This is a genomic window from Burkholderia sp. 4M9327F10, from assembly GCF_005503145.1.
Lineage (GTDB): Bacteria > Pseudomonadota > Gammaproteobacteria > Burkholderiales > Burkholderiaceae > Paraburkholderia.
In genome coordinates this window covers 1-18,347 of record NZ_SCNV01000076.1, presented here as the reverse complement: position 1 = coordinate 18,347, position 18,347 = coordinate 1, and the positions used below count along the sequence as shown (strand labels likewise).

The following is an 18,347-nucleotide window of genomic DNA, read 5'->3' as shown; positions in this document are numbered from 1 at the left end:
GTCGTTACGTGTAAGCAATCGTCCCGATCGTGGGCATCTGTCCGAGCACATTGGGAATGTTCGCGCTCGGCGACGTCATGACGAAACCGGCGGTTCCCGATATCGCAGCGATTTCCGATTCGATCAGCGAGATATCGATGTCAGGAATCGAGGTCGTGACCGGTGCACCGTATTGCAGGAACACGCTATTGATCGCGTTCTGAACTGCGGTCTTCGTCGCCGCGCTCCAGCCAGAGGTGCCCGTGAATGCGAAATTGATGGGGTTGGCAACGGGCGCATACGAATAAACGAGAGCGGTCACCGGTTGCTTCGGGAAGATCGCATTTGCGACCGCCAGTAGATCGCCGGTCGCCGTCGTCGGACTCCGCGGTTCGCCCGTTGCCACGCCGTTCGTGCCCTGCGGAAAGCCGCCGTGGGAAGCTTCCGAGTTGTCGAACATCGTGTACACAACGACGGTTCCGGCGCCCATGCCGTTCGGATTGCACCACGCCCGCGTGACGCCAGGGACGGTCAGCGCCCAGGTCACATAGTCCTGCGCGTCACCGCCTTGCGGCACGTTCTGATAGGCCTGAAGCATCGCGGTCATCACGCTGTCTTCGGACTCGATGTCGGCACCCCCGGTGAATACAGTGGTCGCCGTGCCGTTCGACTGGATACCGTTGATCGCCGTACCCAGCGTGAACGTGGTGCCGGCGTCGCAGTTTCCGAACGCGCCCGTCTGGCCAGTCGGATCGGCATTGGCAATCGCCGGGGCGACGACCGCGCCGCCCGAGACGGTGGCATCTGCTGTTGTGGTATAGCCGACGCCGTCGCCGCGGGTAATGGGCGTCCCGAATGGCAGATCCACGCCGTTGGTCCCGGGAAAACTCACGGTGCCCGTGGCCTGCGCAGCAGGCTCCTGATACACGTTCTTCAGCGCTGCCCACGCAAGCAGGAACTCGCCGCTCGAGGTGACTGGAACCGCCTGCTGCGCGATCCAGTCCAGATAGCCATAGACGGCGTTAATCAGGTTCGCGAGCGCAACGCCCGTGATATTGAGGTTGCCGAAGCGCAGGAGCGGATCGGAGCCCTCGAGACCGGCAGCGATGTCCTGCTTCACCTGCGTGAGCAGCTGCGATAGTGTTGGGCGTGCGTACGGCATTATTGGAACTGCCCCCAGACCCAGTTGAATTGCGGAAATTTCGTGCCGTCAGGCCGGTAGGCCTGAATCCAGATACCAAGTCCCCACGTCCCGGGCGCCCCTTGGATCCATGCGAGCGTGAGATCGTGCTTTGAGACGACGCCGTCATCGAGCAGCCATTGCACCGCCTCGGTCACATAGGTCCGAGCACGGTTCATCGTTTGCTGACTTTTGATCGCCCGCTCGAGCAGCCACATGCGCGAGCCAATCGGGTAGTCGGCACCGGCGTCGCCAATCCACCCGCGACGATCGTTCGTGCAGTCGGGAATGACGTCCCCGGGTTGCGCCTCGCGATCGGTGAAGATGCTGATGAGGTAGGCGGTCTGAAGGTCCTGGCCAGTTTGCAACTGGACGCCATTAAGCGCCCAGTCGCCACGGGAGTTCGCGACATCCCAGACTGTCGTGGTATCGGTCATTCGTCTTGATCCGGCGGATTCGTTTCGATCGTGCTGCTACCGCCCTGCACGTTCATCACCTTGTGGGTATGGCCGTTAGCTACCGTGCGCATCCCTGCCATGGTCCGGGTGTTCGTATCGCAGTTATCCAGGATGTCCCCGGTGCATTTCAGAAGCGGCGTGTCGGCGATGATCTCGGTTGCAGCGACGATCGTGACCGTGGTCGATCCGTTGACCGTCACCGGCTGTCCGTTCGCATTGACAACGATGCCGCCGTTCGACAGATACACACTCGTGCCGGCGGGCCCGTTATAGATCTGAGTCTCGCCCTGCTCTAATCCCGTTGGCCGCGTCTGCTGATGGTTCGTGCCCACGACCGCGCCATTGGACGGGTCGCCGCCGATGTTCAGGATGTAGGCGTCAGTGCCTTCCGGCGGGTTTGACGTGAGACCGTATTCGGCGATGCGCTTCAGGTTGTCACGCGTCTCCAGTCCGCTGGGCGGCAGCTGCACCGTCTGGATCACGCCGCTGTCGTTGACGAGCGAGATCTTTCCACGGCGGACCATCATCATGGTCCGCAGGTAATGCTGTTCTGCGTAATCGCTCATGGCGCCGTTCCTGCAGGGACATCCGGCGTGAGCGGCTGCAGCAGTATCGGCTCCGGATTGAACGCTTCCGGCGGCATGATCGTGAGCATCGCCCGCGTGCCATCGTCCCCGCGCGCATACGTCACGTCGCCGATCAGCCACGTCTTACCGGTCACCTTCAGCGTCGGCAGCGCCAGCGGCACCAGCGTATTCGGCGTGTAGAGCACGCCGCTGCTGTCGCGCCAGCTATCGGTCGTCAGGGTTACGACGCCTCCGCGACCAAACCGCCGGGCCGCTTCCCAGTTCGCGCGCTGCTTTGCGACGTCCTGACCACCGCCACCGGCCTCGGCGATGATTACGCGCCGACGGTGCCGCGGGACGCCCTGGTCAAACGCGGTGCCGAGCAGATTTCCACCGTTGCCTGTGTCGGTGAAGACGTCCACTGACTGGAGGAACGCGATGTACTCGGAATAGCGCTGGTCCATCGAAAACACGACGCGTGCGCGCTCGACATTGATGCCTTCGGTAAAGCCATTGGCCGCTTGCGTCGTGCCCAACGCGCCGAGGATCAGATTGCCGTCCGTTCCGTCGTACGGCAGAAGCGCGCGGTACCGGCAGATCCGTTCGATGACCTGATAGCCGGTCTCACCGAGTAGCAGGTTGAACTGCGGAATCCCGGCGCCGACGTCGCCGGTGCAGCTCACCGTGATGCCATAGACCTGCGCGAGCTTCTGGGCGATGTCCAGCACCGACGAGCCGAGAATCTGACCGCCGGGCCATTCGGCCGCGCAGTCGACGAGATCCTCGCACTTGCTGCGGCCGCTGATAGTGATCGAGTGGTTCTCCGGGTCGAGCGCCGGCGATACCTTGTCCACGTACCCAGTAATCACCAGATCGTCGCCGATCAGCACCTGACATGCATCTCCAGGCTGCACCGTGATATCGAAGGCGTCGCCCGGGTACTTCTCAGTCATCTCGATCTGGAAGTCGGACGGACAGCGTTCGACGCCACGCGATACGCGCACGCGCGTCCAGCCTGACAGCTGACGGCCGCCCGCGACGAGCGTCAGATCGTCATTGAAAACAGTCATGAGGACAGCGCGATAAAGCCGGGGGCAAGGAACGCGGGATGCGGCGCGCCGGATTCCGTCACGAGCTCGTCGGCGCGCGTCGGGTCGCTATACAGGCGCTGCGCCAGCACCGGCGCTGGCAGCGATGCCGGAATGCTTACAACCATCGTCCCCGGCAAGCCGGCAGCCCGTGTCTGCAGATCCTGCACGACCGCGGCACGCAGGGCACGCAATGCGTTGAACGTGTTGTCTTCGCCCTGGTTGCCAGCCACGAGGATCTCGGCGTCGACCAGCTGCGTGACGGTCGATCGAAGGTTAGCGGCATCGGTCGTCGACGCGGGCTGATAGGTCGACGCGGCGCGGCATAGCGCAACCACTGCGGCCCGCCGGAACAGATCTCCACACGCGTCCTGCATCGTCGCCATCGACATCCCCACGACAGACGACGAGGTGACGGCGTTCGGCTGGAAATTGGCAAGATTCGAGAGCAGACGCACGCCGTCCGCCGGGTCGATTGTCGACGCGAGGAGCGCGGCCGCAAGTGCCTGCGCCGCGTTCGCCAAATCGGATGCCTGACTCATATGCCCAGCTCGCTCGCTACGTTGGAAAGGGTGTTACCTGCGCTCGTGACGGCAGCTCGAAGGACGGTGCCTTGCGCCATCAGCGACGTCACGGTCACACCGGCCTGCTGAACCGTCTGCAATGCGGCACTCGGATTGAAGCCATTCAGTCGTCCGCCGAAATAACGCCCATACGGCCCCTGCAGGCCGTAGACGAACTTGTAGACGTTGCGCGCATCGTTCACCAGCCCTTGGGCCTGCGCGGCCCACAGCGAGGCCGTGGACGCGGCCTGCTTCACAACTGCGGCGCCCTGCTCAAGCGCGGACTCTGCCCGGGTGACGAAATCCGTCGAGGCGGCACCGTCCGCGGCCAGCGCGGCCGCTGTGACCGCATCCAGCGTCGACGTGTCGATGCCTGGGAACTGCTGCAGGCCGCTCTCGACGAACTCGAAGTGGATCTCATAGATGAGGCCCTGGTCCCACCGCGTGATGAACTCGCAGTTCGTGACGGCCACCGTCAGCGTGCCGAGTGACGGGTGAATCAGCTGGCCGAGCCCTTCCGTCTCGACCGCAGCGATCATCTGCAGCTTTTGCTGGATGACGGGACCGCCGCCATATACCTGGTCGTTCTCGAGCAGGAAGCCGACGATCGGGTGCTCGCGCGTGCGGCGTCCGAGATCTTCCATCCATGCCGTATCGCGCTTCGGATATTCGTGTTTCGCCCACCGACGCCCGAACTTCCCGCCCTCAGCTTCGACGCCGAACGGCACGCCGTTGAAGCTCGCCTGCTGCAGATCGTCCCAATAGCTCACGGCGTTACCCCAGTGGGCATCGAATATGAGACACGCGTGGGCCCGAGCGCGGCATTCTCAGGCGAAGCTGTGACGCTCGCGCCGGCGGGCAGCCCTGACACCTTCAGGTGGATATTGACGGGTGCCTGTCCGCCCTGTCCGGGCGTAACGCCAGCCTGCTGCATCCCGGCCACGGTCGCGTCTCCCATCTGCTGCGGCGAATACGGCTGCTGACCGTTCTCGGCCCGGATCATGCCCACCATCAGCGACGACACCACCCGCGGATCATTGAGGTCCGGCACGGCACCCGAGTCCAAACCAGTCGCGGCCGACATGATCTTCGTGTAGTTCGCAATCTGTTGGGGCGTGTTGCCAGTCCGCGCACCGCCCGTCCACTTGTCCTGAATCTGTGCGAGAGACAAGCCCCGGTAATGCCGCTCGAGGTTCGACACGGCGTCAGCGATGCCCTGCGCCGGATCCGAATAGGTGCGCTCGTGACCGTTGAGAGTCATGTTCAGCGGATTGTTGCTCCGGATGCCGAGCGCCGCGCCACCGCCAGCCGACGGCCCGTTCAGGCCGAAGAAACTGCCTAGCTTGCCCCACGGCCCTACGGGAGTCGTCCCATCGCCACCACCGCCGAATGCCGGCGGCGTCGCATTGGCCATCGATGAGCCGATGTCGTTCCAGTGCTTATAGATCTCATACGAAAGGAAGCCTATCGTGCCCAGCGCGGCTAGGATCGGATTCGCCCAAACGATCGCCCCCAGATCCACCAGCGCGCCACCGAGCGTGGCGATCGCCGTGAGCAAAGGCGCTCCCATGACCGCAAGGATGCCCGCGAGAGCAACCTTCCAGCCGCCGATAGCGTCGACGAAACTCAGAACGCCTTTCACCGTGCCGGTGATGTCGTCCCATACCTTCTTGAAATCGATCGTCTTGACCCAGTCGGCGATCTTCTGCGCGTACTCGGCGATCTTCGATGCGATCAGCTCCCGGTTCTTGGAGATCCACTGCGTCAGCTGGTCGATCAACGGCTGCAGCACTGGCATCAGTGCGGCACTGATGGAATTCTTCAGGCCGTCGATGGCGGTCTGCATCATAAGCATGTGGTACTGAAACTCGGTGGCGGCCGCGATCGCCGGGCCGCTCATCTCGCCACCGAGTTCGCGCACCTTCTGCAGATATCCGTCGATCGCCTGCGGACCTTTCCTCAACAATGGAAGCAACGCGCCCACGCCGAATTGGTTGGCGATCACGTTCTCGACCTGCGCGTTGCCTTTGATTCCGGGGCGCTGCAGCACGCCGGCGAGGTCCATCATCGCCTGCTGCGTATCAACCGAACCGTTCTTCAGGCGATGCATGCTGATGCCGAGGCGGTTCATCATCATGAGCGCGCCCTGGTTGCGGCCGAACTGTGCGTCCTCCATCGTATTACCGAGCCCCGTCAGGCTCGATGTGAGCTCCTCGGCGCTGACGCCCGCAAGCCGCGCGGTGCCCTGCAGGCCCATGAGCGACGACGCCGTCATGCCGATATTGGCGGCCGCATTGGTGACGGTCATCGCCAGCTTGCCCCACTCGATCGCCAAGGCCGCGACGCCCGCAACCGAACCGACGCCGATGACTGCGGCGAGCGGCGCGAAGATCTTCCCAATCTGCTCTGCAACGTTCGCTGCTGCTTTGCCAACGCCCACGAATCCCTTCGCGAGTTTCGGGATGCCCGACGCCTTCGCCAGATTGCCGATGGAGCGGTTCAGACGCGTAATGGGCATCATTGCATTCGCGAACGATCGATTGATCTGGTTGATCGTCTTCGTCGCGTTGTCGATCGCCGTGATGACGATACTGAGCTTATTTGCCATTTTTTTTACGCGCCTTGTCTTCTTCCTTCAGCATGCGAGCGGCATCGGCCATCCACTGGCCAAGTTCGGTCCACGTCATCGACCACGCATCGCGCGGCCCCCAGCGATAAAACCTCGTCGTTACTCTGGCGATGTATCGCCAGTCGTCTGGGAGCCTTTGAAAAAAGCAAGCAGATATTCCTGACACAACATCATGTCGCGGCCGCCCATGTTGCCGATGATCGGGAACGGTGTATCGGAAACGTCGGCAATGAAGTGCTTCAACGCGGCGATCTCTCCTTGCTTGCGTACGTTCTTCGAGAACACCTCGAACTCGTCGAGCGTCGGCTCCCGCAGAGCGATCTGCGTATGGATCTCCACGTTGTCGCCCTTTCCGAAACGGATCGGGTTGAACAGGACGTGCGTGTACAGCGTCGGCAGCTCGCCCGGCTTCATCTTTGTGAAGTTGGGCGCTTCCTGAATTACGTTTGCTTCGCTCATTGAGACTTACTCCCTAGTTTTCCGTCACCGAGCCCTGCAGCCCTTCGAAGCGAAGCTCGAAGGTACCCTCTTCGGTATCGACCTTGATCTCGTCGCCGACCTGCCACATGTTCCGGCCGATGACCTGAATGCCGTTGGCCAGCTTGCACGACACGGTGCTGTTCGTGATGCCGTTCATCGCCTGCGTGTTGGTAGTGCTGGTAGCGCGGAACGTGCCGGCGATATACGGCGCTTTCGGCTTCTCGCCATAGCCGTGCACCGTGTCCTGACCGGTCTTCGTCTCGCGCGCTACCAGTGCTGTGCTGTACTCGAGCTTGCCCTCGAGCATGACCTGCGCGCCGTCGACCTTGAAGGTCGCTACCCCGGCGATGCGGTTAGTCGTATCGGCCATTTCCGTTCCTCAAAAAATAAGGGCGACTCGCGCCGCCCGATTTACCTGCCCGCCGGGGTTCAGAGCATGAACTGGAACAGCAGCGCGAGGATGTTCAACTGATTGACAAGCGTCGGGTCGTAGCCGATATCCACCCGGTTAGGATTGCCCACGTTCTGTTGCACGATGAGGCCGTCCGCAAACGACTCCGAGTCCTGCACCAGCCCGGCGTATTCGAGTTCACCGTAATTCGCAATCAGATCGGCCCGGATGTCGTCCGGCGTGATGATCGGTGCACCGGGGGCGAAGAGCGTCCCGTTCGCCACGAGAATCATCCGCGAGTACTTCGAGGTGACCATCGTCTGCAGCGAGCGGATCACGGCCATGATCAGGTACATCGTGTTCAGCTGAAGGTAGCTGTTGTCCGGCTGCCCCTCGGCATTCGTCTGATACGTCGTGATCGTGCCCTGCAGATGCACCTGGTTGGAGGCGTCGACGGTGAAGGTCGAGATACCCTCAAACAGCAGAGAGTTTTGCTCGCCCACACCCGTGAACTGCGACTGGATCGGTGGCGGGAGGATCCCCTGCAGCACAACCGACTGCAGCGGCACCCCGGGATTAGCACGGACGCTGACAGCCGCTTGTGCAGCGTAGGCTGCCGCCCACTCCCACGAAGTTGTCGGCGAATCGAAGAAGCCCATCACCGATGCATTCGGGTCGTTCAACGTCGCACCGAACGTGCTGATCGTGCCGAACGTGCCGCGGAACGCATAGAACGTGTGCCCGTAGATCATCGACTGCCAGCTCCAGCGGCCGGTCGTGAAATTCAGGAAAGCCGTTAGCGCGGCCATCGACGTTGAGTCGGTGTATGCGCAAGCGATGAAGTCGAACGGCATGTTCGACAGGTTCGCGAGAGGTGCCGTCAGCGATGCATTGACCGCCCCGTTGGCCATCGCGGTGATCGTGTACGTCAGTCCCGCCGGAGTCGACTCGCCGGCGCGCACGCCGCCGTAGTTCATCCGGATGTCGATGTCGTTCGAAGCGATCGACTTGTTCTTCGATGTCAACGTGACGGTGGTCGTCGTGGCAGTCGCGGTCACCGGCAGCGTGTTCAGCGCGTTGATCGCTGCCGCTACCGCCGTCGCGATCTGCGCCGTCGTCATCGTGGGCGTGACCGTGATGGTCACACGCTGGCCACCGATATACAGGTAGATCACACCGGTCGCGGTCGCCGCGGCCGTGAATGCAATGGTGCCCGTCGCGGCCACGGCGCTCGGATCGTCGGCGAGTGGCAGATACCATAGCTCGCCGAACGAATCGTTGTTCCGGTACGCCTGCGTCATGATCGAGATGATCGAACCGGCGCCGCACTTCGCGTTGGCGTCAGCGGGCCCCTGCGAGATCAACGGGACGCCGGGCGTCGCCGTACCGGCATTCGCCCCGGTCGAGATCATCGGCCCGATGAGCAGCGCGCGCTGCTCCTGCGTCGCCGTATTCGCGTTCTGGTTGTTGACCTCGGCGAAGAAGAACGGAACGCGCAGATTGCCTGGAATCTGCTGGAACGGAATTGTGCTCACGATTCGTCATCCTCTTCACGGTGGTCTGCCGGCTGAACTGCTGCCGGGGCCTCGGCTTTCGCTTCCGCATGGACTTCGGTGGGCGCCGCCGGCGCCGTCGTCGAGACGTCCTCGTCACGCAGTCGCCGCGCCCAGAAAAGGTCGTGCGGAGAGACGTCGAGCCCCTCGGCAGCGAGAATCTGCTTGGTGACTGGGTCGCGTACGCGCCGACCCGGTACGGGATAGACCATCATGGTTATTGCTCCTGTTGGGGCAGATCGATGATCAGCCCGGGTTGTGGCGTGCCGGCGGGGACATCGAATGTGAGGTTGACCTGCTCGAGCGGGACGCCGAGCGCGGGGAGCGCAGTCGGCCGCTGTAGATACGGATCGATATCGACTTCGAACTCGAGACCGAAACTGATGGCGAGCTCGCCAATGTGCATGGTCCCTTTCGCGCTGATCTGCTGATCGGTGTCTACCCAGGCGAAGCGGCGGATGTTCGTCAGCAAGGGCTGGCAGGTCAGGATTGCCGCCTCGATCTGCCATTCGAACTGCTCGAGCAGCTCCTGAATTGAAAGGCCGCCGGCTGCACCGCCCGGCGCCTGCACCCGGGCCTTCAAGGCGAGGACTGCCGTCGCGATGAATTGCGGAAGCTGGCTGCCTTTCGCGCGCGATTCTTTGCGTTCGCGGTAGCACTCCAAAAGGATTGCCGGGTAGCTGGCATCCGTCGTCGGCCAATCAAGCGACTCAAACACGTTCGTGCCAGCCATCGTCTGTGAATCGACGAGCGCCGTCGCCGCGTACGTGCGCAGTTGGGATCTGAAGAGCATTGCTTTAGCCGGCGATATTCAACTTCAGGTAAGCCCAGCCGAGACCGTCCCCTGACACGTCGTTCACGGCGTACACCGTGGTGCCGTCCGCAGCAGAGGTGATCGCAACGGTGTCGTGCTGGAGAGGAGCTACGTCGAGCTGGGAGACCTGAAAGCCGAGAGTTGCGACCGTGACGTTGGCATCTGGCGTGCCGTCTTCTTCGAACACGCGACCGGTGATCAGCGTGAAGACGCCGAGGATCTGCGTGCCGCCCCCAGACTGAGGGCGGTACACGATCGTTACCTCGTCGCCAAGCACCTCGCTGATCGCCGCATTCAGCGTTCCGTCGAAGTCGATCACGTCACTCTTCGTAGCGGCCGGTCTGCAGCATTTCCGGGCGAGTGCAGATGTGCAGCGGGTAGCTGTAACCTTCCATCTTCCAGAACGCGTTGCGATCGCGGTCGGGGATCGGGATCACGTACATCGGTTTGCCCGGGGTATTGACCCATTCGAACGATTCGCCGGGCGCCAATGCACGCTTGAACACGCCGGGCGCGCCGACCGGGAAGAACTTCACCTTGTCGTCGGGAATCTTGATCGTGGCGTTGTCATCCGAGCCGCGATAGTTCATCCAGTAGATGCCCGCGAATTTGAACGTGTCGAACGCGCCGCCCTGGGCGTCGTCGCGCAGATCCGCGGCGGCCGACCAGTTGAGGAACGTACGGATCACATCCGGGTGATTCACGAATGCGTCGTAAAACTCGTCGCCGCAGAGTGCGTAAATCTTCGTCGTGGGCAGCCACGCGCCTTGTGCCTTCCGCGCCATCGAGCGGCGGATCGCATTGCAGATCGGACGCAGGGTGTTCACGGCATCGGCGCCAAGATTGAAGCCAACTTCCTGCGCCGGCGTGATGCCGAACTCCTGGAAGAAGTCGAAGATCACCGAGCCATCTTTGTCCAACAGCAGACCTTGAACTGCCGCGAGACGGTGGTACTCCCACGTGTATTCAATGTTGCGCAGAATGCCGGTCGGGCCGCTCAGGCGACGCGCCACTTCCGCCTGCACCTGCATGAGTTCGGACTCCGTCCCGAATGCCCGGATATCCTGAATCTCATTCGCAGTGATGGTGTCGGAATGCATGAGACGCGGCACCTTGAAATAGCGGGCCTGGCGCTGCTCGGTCGTACGTTGCAGACCTTCGGCGCCTCGCGGCGACGTCGGAATCAGTACCAACTGACCTTGGCGCTGCTCGACCGCGAGCGCCGTGTTGCGGATCGGTTCGTCCTCGAAGACGTCGAGGTCGCCGAGTGCCTGCGGCTGGTACGGATATTTGTCGACCGCCGCAGTGAGCTGGATGGTCGTGAAAGCGTCCTGATGGAATACGTCCAAGCTGGCCATTATTAGGCTCCAGAAAGAATAATGGCCGCTTGCGCGGCCAAAAGGACTTGAAACAGAGAAGGGACTGGCTGATGCGGTCAGCGCGTGATGATGTCCAGCGCCGCCAGTTGCGCGGTAGCAGCCGCAATCTGAGCCGCAGTGATGCCCACCGGCCACAGAAGCTCGCTACCGTTCACCTCGCATTCGCGCACCATCACTGTGTCCGGGGCGTCGTTATTCGTGGTGTCGACGCCATTGAATGCAATGCCGGCCGCGGTCTGCGTACCGTCACTCGCACTGGGATTGAGCGGTTCGAATACGCCGGTGATTGCCTGGACCTGGATCGAGAACTCATCGCCGACGTCGAAAGGAGTTGAACCGATCGTGATCGCAAACGCGATCTGATTGCTGAATGCGGGGGGAGAAGTTGCCGCCGCGGTTGCGTTGCCGAGCGAATTGCCGTACGGGTCGGTCACGGCGAACACGGTCGCACTCGTCGCTACCGCCTTGTACACGCCGAGCTGGGCACCTGAAACAACCGGCGTACCAGCCATCGCGATCGTGCCATTACCGACGTTCGAATCGATCTGCTCGGCGTTGCCCGGCCACGCGACGGCGACGCCGCCCGTCTTGAAACCGAGCACGGTGCCGGCATGGATCAGCACGCCGCCGCCGAGAGTGCCGATGTCGCGGGAGCGGTGACCACGGGCTTCGGAAACGATAAAGCCGCCCGCGTGCCGGTTTTCGATCAGCGGGGTTTGAGGTACATAAGCCATGATTTGGATCCTTAGGGATGTGACGGGAGACGCGCCAGCTGCAGCGCGTCTACGTGACGCTTAGCGGGCCCGGCGCGGCTGGGCGCCCGCCGCCTTGAATGCGCGGTCCCAACTGGCTGCAATCGCCTGTTCGGACGACGCGCCGCGATCGCCGTCGGTGCCGATCTGCGGGTTCTGGCGGCGTCCCCGGCTGCCTTCCGGGGCCGGCGAACCGTTGAGCACGGCAATTGCCTCGCTGCGAGGCATTGACGACTCGAAAGCCAGCTTTGCGGCGAGCACGGGATTGCGGGCGGCACCCTTGCTGGCAAAGATTGCGGCGCAGCGAGCGCGTTCGCGGCGACGTGCTTTGGCAGCCGCGCTCTTGCCGCGCATCTCCTCCTCGTCGTCGTCATCGTCTTCGGCGTCCAGGTTGTCGTCGTCATCGTCGTCATCCGGGTCGCCATCGGACGCGCGCTTGCCCTTCTTGCCCTTGCCGCTGTCGTCGTCATCGTCCGGATCGCCATCGTCAGCACGCTTGCCTTTCTTGCCCTTCCTGCTGTCGCCGTTCTCGCGATTTTGTTGGCCGTCGTCGCCTTCATCGTCGTCATCGTCGTCGTCCGGATCACCGTCGGCGGCTCGCTTGCCCTTCTTGCCTTTACCGCTGTCGTCATCCGGCGGCGGATCGTTATCGTCGGACGCACGGGGCTGCGATCGGCCAAGATGGGCGAAGCTCAGACCACCTCGCGACATCAGGTTGCGTAATGTATTGCTCATGGAATAACCCTATCGGTGGGATGAATCAGCCCAGCTCGTCGAGCAGGGAAGCAAAAGCTTCGTCGGGTGCCATAACTTCGTCGGCGAAGCCGATCTCGACGCCGGCGGCGCCGAGAAAAGTGCCGGCCTCTGTGTCACGCACATCGGCCGTTTTGAGATCGCGATTGCGGGCAACTGTCTTGACGAACAGCTCGCCCATCTTGTCGACGTCGGACTGGAACCGCTTGAGCGCTTCCTTACCCAACGGATTGAACTCGTTGCCGTCGGCCTTCAGTGCACCGTAATGAATCAGCGTCACGCTGATGCCAGCGCTCCCGAGCGCCTTCGACATGTCGACGTGCATGCAGATAACGCCGACGCTCCCCGTGCCGCCGGTGCGCGGCACGATGATCCGATCGGCTGCGCTCGCGATCGCGTAGGCGGCCGAGTAGGCGTTCTCGGTGAGCACGGCCCAGATTGGCTTTTTTCCGCGAGCGTTATAGATCGCGTCGACGAGGTCAAAGCAGCCCGCGACCTCGCCGCCAGGCGAGTCAATATCGAGCATGATTGCTTTCACGTCCGGGTCGCCGAGCGCCATGCTCAGGAGCGCGCGGATGCCGTCATAGCCGGTCATACCGGAATACGGATAAAGCGTGCCCAGCTTGTGAACAAGCGTCCCCTCGATCGGGATGCGTGCGATGCCGCCTGCGACGTCATAGGGCTTGTACTTCGCTTCGTCGCTATCGTCTTCAGCGTCGAGAAACGCCTGCGCGCCGCCGCCCGATAATGCGAGAGCAGTACCGTCGGCGCGAAATAGCTGCGCGATACCCATGCGATCGGCGAGGGCCGCCATCACGATCTCCGCCTTGTGCGGCAGGATGGCGATCGGCACGTTAAAGAGCCGCGTGGCTAGATGCGGATAGTTGATCATGCGGCCTTCGGCTGTTCAGGAGGTTCGTCAGTCCGCGTGGCGATCTCGACACCGCCCCATGCGGGCAGCGGGATCTTCCGTTCATTGAATGCCGCGATCTCGATCTGACGCTGATCGAGCAGCTCTTCCCAATCGGAACCCTGCTCGGCCGCTTCCTGCTTGAGCGACGTGAGGCCGGCGTCCATCTTGAGAATCGAGCCTTGCGGTTCCTTGACCGGGTCGACCCAGCCGCGTGCGGGCCCGAGCCACGAGCAGCCGGCGTATGCGGTGGCCGCTTCGATGAAATCTGGCGCGTTTTTCGGCAGGGGAAGCTCGCCGTTTTCCATGGCTTCGCGCAGCCACACTGCGTACATTGGCGTCGCGGTACCGGCGGAGAATTCGAGGCGGCGCCGCACCAGCGTTTTCCAGCTTTCAAGCAGCGCGGCGCGAGCGCTCGAATAGGTTGTGCGAGTCCAGTCCTGCGTCACCTGCTCGAGCGAGACCCCAAGCGCCGACGCAATGCCGCCCTGCATCTCGTGCACGAACTCAGCAAAACCATTGTGCGGATGGTCCGACGACAGCGCCTTGATTTCCTCTCCTGGCGCCAACGCAGGAACACGGACGCCGTTAAACATCGCCGGTCGTTCGTTGTTCCAATCTCTCCGAAGGCTCTGATAGAACCGAAGCTCATCGTCGCCGCCGACGGCATCCTGCACCTCAGACGGGTCGTAGGGACTCGTCACATAAGTACCGATCGAGGAGGCGAGCGCCGCGGCTTTCAGTTCCAAGCCGTAGTAAGTCGCCAGCATCTTGGCGTGGTTAAGCACCGGGATGAAAACGCCGACGCCGCGGTTCTGGCCAGCCCGATCGCGGTCGAAGTCGTGAATCACGCGGCGCCAGCCGTCGTCCGGATCCTCGCGCTCGACGCGCTCCCACTCCATGCTCTGGACGCCGTTGTACCAGTCGTTCTGATGCGCCCGACGAATGTGATACGCGATCGGCACGCCGTTATCGTCGATCTCGACACCGCCGCGCATATGCTTCTGGTCGACCATCTGCATGGGGTTCGACAGACGGTCGGGGTCCACGATCATGTACGCCGTGGCGTAGCGTGCAGCGCCGCGGCCGATGCGCTCTGGCATCCAGTAATTGACGATCAGATCTTCGCCATCGATGAGCTTGTGGCGAAGCGCAAGACGCAACTGTTGCGACACCGTGAGCTGCCGCGAGACGTCGTTGTACCGGTCGAGATCGTTCGAATACAGGCGCCACAGTGCCTCTGCAGCGCTCGAGAATTCCTTCGCCCACTTGATATCAAAGTTCGCACCGCTGATCAGCTTAAGGACACGATAGTCAGGCGAGGCCGACAATCGCAGCGACGCGCCGACCGTGTTGTCGAGAATGCGGGTGATACCGCCGCTCGAGCGCCCGTCGTTGCGAACCTGATCGCGCGACCGCGCAACCATGCGGTCGCGGAACTGCGTGATCTCCGAGTCAGGCGAGCGGATCCACGGCAGCCACGCACCCATCTCCTGGGTCTGCCAGTCGGCGGCCTGGTACGGGAAGAACCAGCGACCGACGCCGCTCTCGAGCGGCATGCCATCGGGCCCGGCGTCAGCGCGAGCGCGACGGATCGGCTCGCCGCGCGAGTCGAGGATGGAGGTCTTGTTGCTCATCCGAACAGCGGCGTGATATAGCGGCGCCGGCGCATACGGATGCCGGGATTCAGTGCCGCCAGCAACTGCGCGATGAACATGCGCAGATTGGCTTGGTCAGTTTGCATAAAAGTCGCGCTGCGCGAGCCTTCGCCCTGCGCATAGGACACCGACACGACCTTCGATCCGGTGCGCAGGTCGATCAGGGCCGCCTGCGCCTTGGAGAGCGCCGCCTGCAGTTGCGCGTCGGTCATCCCGTAGAGCGGAGAGTTGATGTCGTTTGTAGCCATGCTTATCGGTACCGGTGGACTGCCGACTTCTTTGACTGAGTGCCGTTCGCGGGCGCGGCCGGGGTAGAACCCGGCGCCGCGTTTGCTGCGGGCAGAGGCGCGCCGTTCTTCAAGATCGAGGAGTTCGTGTCCCAAGGCTTCGCCCATGAAGGCGGCTTGGTCCAGTCGATTCCGTGCAACCCGTGGAGCTGGGCGATCACGTGATTCATCACCATCAAGTCGAGCGCCTCGTTCCGGCGCCCGGGTGCATTCTTTTCCCAACGTCCGTTTTTCAGTTGGCTCTCGGACGTGAGCTGCTCGAACCAGACGTGCGGCTGCTCCGGCGAACGCAGCGCGTGCGGGAAGTGCACGTACCAGTCGCCGATGTCGGCACGCTGCAGTTGCCCCGCGAGATCGTCTTTGAAGAGGTTCGGATTAAACCGCGCGACCGGTACCGTCCCGCCGGAAGCGGCCTTGTTGGCTTTACGTGCGGTGTCCGGATACGTGACGACAAGACGTTGCGCGGCCAGAGCGTCGGCGCCCTTTGTCGGAATGAGCGTCCAGGCATCACGGCCGGCGATCTTCCCAATGAGGCGGGGATGCTGGTTTCTCTTCCAGCGGCGCCATGCGGCATATGCCTGTTGAGTCACGCCCGGCTGTCCTGCGCTGTCGAACCCCATCGCGCGAACCGGCATCCGGCGACCTGTGCCATCGGCGAGAGGGAACGTCTTCGCGTAAAGCTCGAGCAACCGGTCCCAATCCTCGGCAGAGGTCGCGGGATCGCCCGGAATGCGACCGCGGTCAATTACCCAGCTCTGGCTGCCAACTCCCCACCCGCGGGCAAGCCATTCCCAGTTGGCGAGCTGCGTGTCCACGGCCATCGTTATGAAGCGCACGCCGTCCGGAACTATCCCGAGCTTCAGCTCGGTGTCGCCGCGCTCGGCGAGCACGTTCGCATCAATGGAGCCGACGCCGCGGGTGGGCGCATACGGGAAGCCGAATTGCTTGACCGTCACTTGCCGCAGGGCCTTGTCCTCGCCGCTGACCTCGAGCTCACGCTCCGCCTTGACTTTGGCGCGAGCGAGACCACCGATCCCACCGAGGATGAACGGTGACATAACCCCAACGATCCAGAAGCCCGCGCTCTTGCGGGCCACCAGTTCGCCGATTACCTTGCCGTCCTGCGTGAGTTCCTGCCCATCACCAATCCACCCGCCGAAAGGTGAGCGGTAAGCAGCAACGTTCATCGCGCGACGTTCGCGGTCCTCGATGACGCAGCCGTTGACCGGACAGATCAACCGCGCGTTACGTTCGATCTCGTCGAGCGATTGCTGATCGTCGTACTGGAGCACCATGTACCGCGCAGCCGTCGGCACCGGGCTCGACCAGGCACCGCAGTGAGGGCACGGCCAGTACCAGACACGTCGATCGCTGTCGGCGTACATGGCCATGATTCCGGCGGCCCAGTCGCGCTCAGGAATGATCCCGCGAGCCTGGTCCGGGTGGCTCATCGCCAGCAACATCGACTGCCGTCCGAACGTCTGACGCCGCACATCGAGCAGCGTCTTGATGTCTCCGAGCGCCGGGTCGTATGCGTCGACTTCATCGGCCACGATGCGTGGGGCCGACTTGTTGATCACGTTGTTCGCTGAAGCCGACAGGAACTCGACGTGCATGCCCTCGAAGCGCTTGAAATGCAGCGAATCGTCGATCGCCCTCGTGCCCAGCCGCATGCCCATGCCGGGGTGCGACGTGATCATCGGGTTGATCCGGCTCTTTACATACGATTCGAGACCCGGATCGGTCTGCATATACCAGAGCATGTCGGCCGGGTCGGTCTCGATGGACTTCTGCAGCCAGTTTTGGGCGATCTCAGTTTTGCCCGACTGACCTGGACCCACTACTACCGTTGTCAGGTAGTCGAGTCGGTTGAGTGTCTCCATCGGCCCAACGAGGTATGGGGCTTTCTCGTGATGCCAACGACCCACATAGCCACCGCCCTGGTTCGAGAGCAGCCGGTGTAGCACCGCATATTCGGCGACCGTCTGGCGAGCCGGCGGTATCAACGAACTGAGCGCCTCGCGCGCGACCTGGAACGGATCTGCGTATTCGAACTCCAGCATCGCCTACCCCAATAGGACGCGTAACTCGTCGGCCATGACGCGCCGCAGGTCGTCCGTCAGCATCCGGATGTCGTCACCCTGTTCTTCGTGCAGACCCAACTTCTCAACGATCTGATCCGGCAGCCGGTCAATGCCTTTGCCGAGGTGCGCCAGCATCGTGTTCAAGACCTGCCTCATGACCTCGACCTGCACCAGCTCGCCGCGGTCGCGCCGAAGCTTGTCTTCGAGGATCTCGGCCTGCACCGTGTCGCGGCGTTGGCGGGCCGTCTGCTCACCCGAGTGAACGAGCGGTTCGACACCGGCCGGCGGGACTACCGAGTACTTAGCGCCCGGGTACGGATTACCAGCATCGGAGCGTGCGTCGACGCGAGCAGCCGGCTTCTTCTCGGTCGCTAGAGCCGACTTCGCCTGCGGACCAGATAGGTATGCCTGAATGGCCGCAACATCGAACTCCCAACCGCCGGCGCGCGTGCCGCGCTTCGCAACCGGAAACGCAGCATCGCTCTCAAGTCGTCTGTCCAGTCGTGGTCGCGTCCAGCCGAGCGCTTCGCAAAGCGCGGCCTTACCGACGACTTCAGGTGTAACGCGACTGCGTGTAACGCCACTCGCCTTCGGTGCGCTGCCGCGCTTCGAGCGCGTTACACCGGAGTCGGTAGCTTCCATAAGGGTTTGCGCCGCGCCGCTCGCCACAACCGTGTAACGTGTAACGCGTTTTTTTTAGTCAAAGGAACGGGTGTAACGGGCGCGCGCAATGCCCGCGTATTCGGAAGTCCCCGGAAGGACCCGCCCGCCCGGGGGCCGGTCACCATCCGACCGGTCGCCCTCCTTCACAACGGGGCTGGGA

At 62.8% G+C, this 18,347-nt stretch carries 21 protein-coding genes; all 21 read right to left on the bottom strand.

From position 1 onward, the window contains the following. Positions 1-4: 4 nt before the first annotated feature. Positions 5-1,141, bottom strand: coding sequence for a baseplate J/gp47 family protein (locus FFS45_RS36990; RefSeq protein ID WP_137959589.1), 1,137 nt, complete (start codon positions 1,139-1,141; stop codon positions 5-7). Beyond that, the gene (locus FFS45_RS36985; RefSeq protein ID WP_137959588.1) at positions 1,141-1,596 is read right to left on the bottom strand and encodes a phage GP46 family protein; all 456 of its coding nucleotides are present in this window, start codon (positions 1,594-1,596) and stop codon (positions 1,141-1,143) included. Before FFS45_RS36985 ends, FFS45_RS36990 begins: the two co-directional genes overlap by 1 nt. Further along, positions 1,593-2,183, bottom strand: a complete 591-nt coding sequence (locus FFS45_RS36980) for a phage baseplate assembly protein V (protein ID WP_249363081.1) — start codon at positions 2,181-2,183, stop codon at positions 1,593-1,595. The genes FFS45_RS36985 and FFS45_RS36980 overlap by 4 nt, the downstream gene beginning before the upstream one ends. Continuing rightward, the gene (locus tag FFS45_RS36975; protein WP_137959587.1) at positions 2,180-3,253 is read right to left on the bottom strand and encodes a phage baseplate assembly protein; all 1,074 of its coding nucleotides are present in this window, start codon (positions 3,251-3,253) and stop codon (positions 2,180-2,182) included. Before FFS45_RS36975 ends, FFS45_RS36980 begins: the two co-directional genes overlap by 4 nt. Further along, positions 3,250-3,813, bottom strand: a complete 564-nt coding sequence (locus tag FFS45_RS36970; protein ID WP_137959586.1) for a hypothetical protein — start codon at positions 3,811-3,813, stop codon at positions 3,250-3,252. Before FFS45_RS36970 ends, FFS45_RS36975 begins: the two co-directional genes overlap by 4 nt. Then, positions 3,810-4,604, bottom strand: a complete 795-nt coding sequence (locus FFS45_RS36965) for a DNA circularization N-terminal domain-containing protein (protein WP_171029862.1) — start codon at positions 4,602-4,604, stop codon at positions 3,810-3,812. Before FFS45_RS36965 ends, FFS45_RS36970 begins: the two co-directional genes overlap by 4 nt. Then, on the bottom strand, positions 4,601-6,442 hold the full coding sequence (locus FFS45_RS36960) for a hypothetical protein (RefSeq protein WP_137959584.1): 1,842 nt from the start codon (positions 6,440-6,442) through the stop codon (positions 4,601-4,603). The genes FFS45_RS36965 and FFS45_RS36960 overlap by 4 nt, the downstream gene beginning before the upstream one ends. Before the next feature lie 120 nt (positions 6,443-6,562). Further along, positions 6,563-6,922, bottom strand: coding sequence for a phage tail assembly protein (locus FFS45_RS36955; RefSeq protein ID WP_137959583.1), 360 nt, complete (start codon positions 6,920-6,922; stop codon positions 6,563-6,565). Positions 6,923-6,935: 13 nt separating this feature from the next. Next, complete coding sequence (locus FFS45_RS36950) at positions 6,936-7,313, bottom strand: phage tail tube protein (protein ID WP_137959582.1); 378 nt, start codon at positions 7,311-7,313, stop codon at positions 6,936-6,938. Positions 7,314-7,372: 59 nt separating this feature from the next. Continuing rightward, the gene (locus FFS45_RS36945) at positions 7,373-8,869 is read right to left on the bottom strand and encodes a phage tail sheath subtilisin-like domain-containing protein (RefSeq protein ID WP_212745798.1); all 1,497 of its coding nucleotides are present in this window, start codon (positions 8,867-8,869) and stop codon (positions 7,373-7,375) included. After that, positions 8,866-9,102: a DUF2635 domain-containing protein gene (locus FFS45_RS36940; RefSeq protein ID WP_137959581.1), complete on the bottom strand. Its 237-nt coding sequence runs from the start codon at positions 9,100-9,102 to the stop codon at positions 8,866-8,868. The genes FFS45_RS36945 and FFS45_RS36940 overlap by 4 nt, the downstream gene beginning before the upstream one ends. A gap of 2 nt (positions 9,103-9,104) precedes the next feature. Further along, the gene (locus FFS45_RS36935; protein ID WP_137959580.1) at positions 9,105-9,620 is read right to left on the bottom strand and encodes a hypothetical protein; all 516 of its coding nucleotides are present in this window, start codon (positions 9,618-9,620) and stop codon (positions 9,105-9,107) included. A gap of 64 nt (positions 9,621-9,684) precedes the next feature. Then, complete coding sequence (locus FFS45_RS36930) at positions 9,685-10,020, bottom strand: hypothetical protein (protein WP_137959579.1); 336 nt, start codon at positions 10,018-10,020, stop codon at positions 9,685-9,687. Between the two features lies 1 nt (position 10,021). Then, positions 10,022-11,059, bottom strand: coding sequence for a major capsid protein (locus tag FFS45_RS36925; RefSeq protein WP_137959578.1), 1,038 nt, complete (start codon positions 11,057-11,059; stop codon positions 10,022-10,024). A 77-nt stretch (positions 11,060-11,136) separates the two neighbouring features. Continuing rightward, on the bottom strand, positions 11,137-11,814 hold the full coding sequence (locus tag FFS45_RS36920) for a head decoration protein (RefSeq protein WP_137959577.1): 678 nt from the start codon (positions 11,812-11,814) through the stop codon (positions 11,137-11,139). Between the two features lie 60 nt (positions 11,815-11,874). Continuing rightward, entirely contained in the window at positions 11,875-12,567 is a 693-nt protein-coding gene (locus tag FFS45_RS41995; protein WP_171029861.1) for a hypothetical protein, read from the bottom strand. A 25-nt stretch (positions 12,568-12,592) separates the two neighbouring features. After that, the gene (locus tag FFS45_RS36905) at positions 12,593-13,477 is read right to left on the bottom strand and encodes a S49 family peptidase (RefSeq protein ID WP_137959575.1); all 885 of its coding nucleotides are present in this window, start codon (positions 13,475-13,477) and stop codon (positions 12,593-12,595) included. Further along, a complete protein-coding gene (locus FFS45_RS36900) occupies positions 13,474-15,132 on the bottom strand; it encodes a phage portal protein (RefSeq protein ID WP_137959574.1) in 1,659 nt (552 codons plus the stop codon). The genes FFS45_RS36905 and FFS45_RS36900 overlap by 4 nt, the downstream gene beginning before the upstream one ends. Further along, complete coding sequence (gene gpW, locus FFS45_RS36895) at positions 15,129-15,401, bottom strand: gpW family head-tail joining protein (RefSeq protein WP_137959573.1); 273 nt, start codon at positions 15,399-15,401, stop codon at positions 15,129-15,131. The genes FFS45_RS36900 and gpW overlap by 4 nt, the downstream gene beginning before the upstream one ends. Positions 15,402-15,403: 2 nt before the next feature. Then, entirely contained in the window at positions 15,404-17,503 is a 2,100-nt protein-coding gene (locus tag FFS45_RS36890; RefSeq protein ID WP_137959572.1) for a terminase gpA endonuclease subunit, read from the bottom strand. A 3-nt stretch (positions 17,504-17,506) separates the two neighbouring features. Next, on the bottom strand, positions 17,507-18,166 hold the full coding sequence (locus tag FFS45_RS36885) for a terminase small subunit (RefSeq protein ID WP_137959571.1): 660 nt from the start codon (positions 18,164-18,166) through the stop codon (positions 17,507-17,509). Positions 18,167-18,347 lie beyond the last annotated feature (181 nt).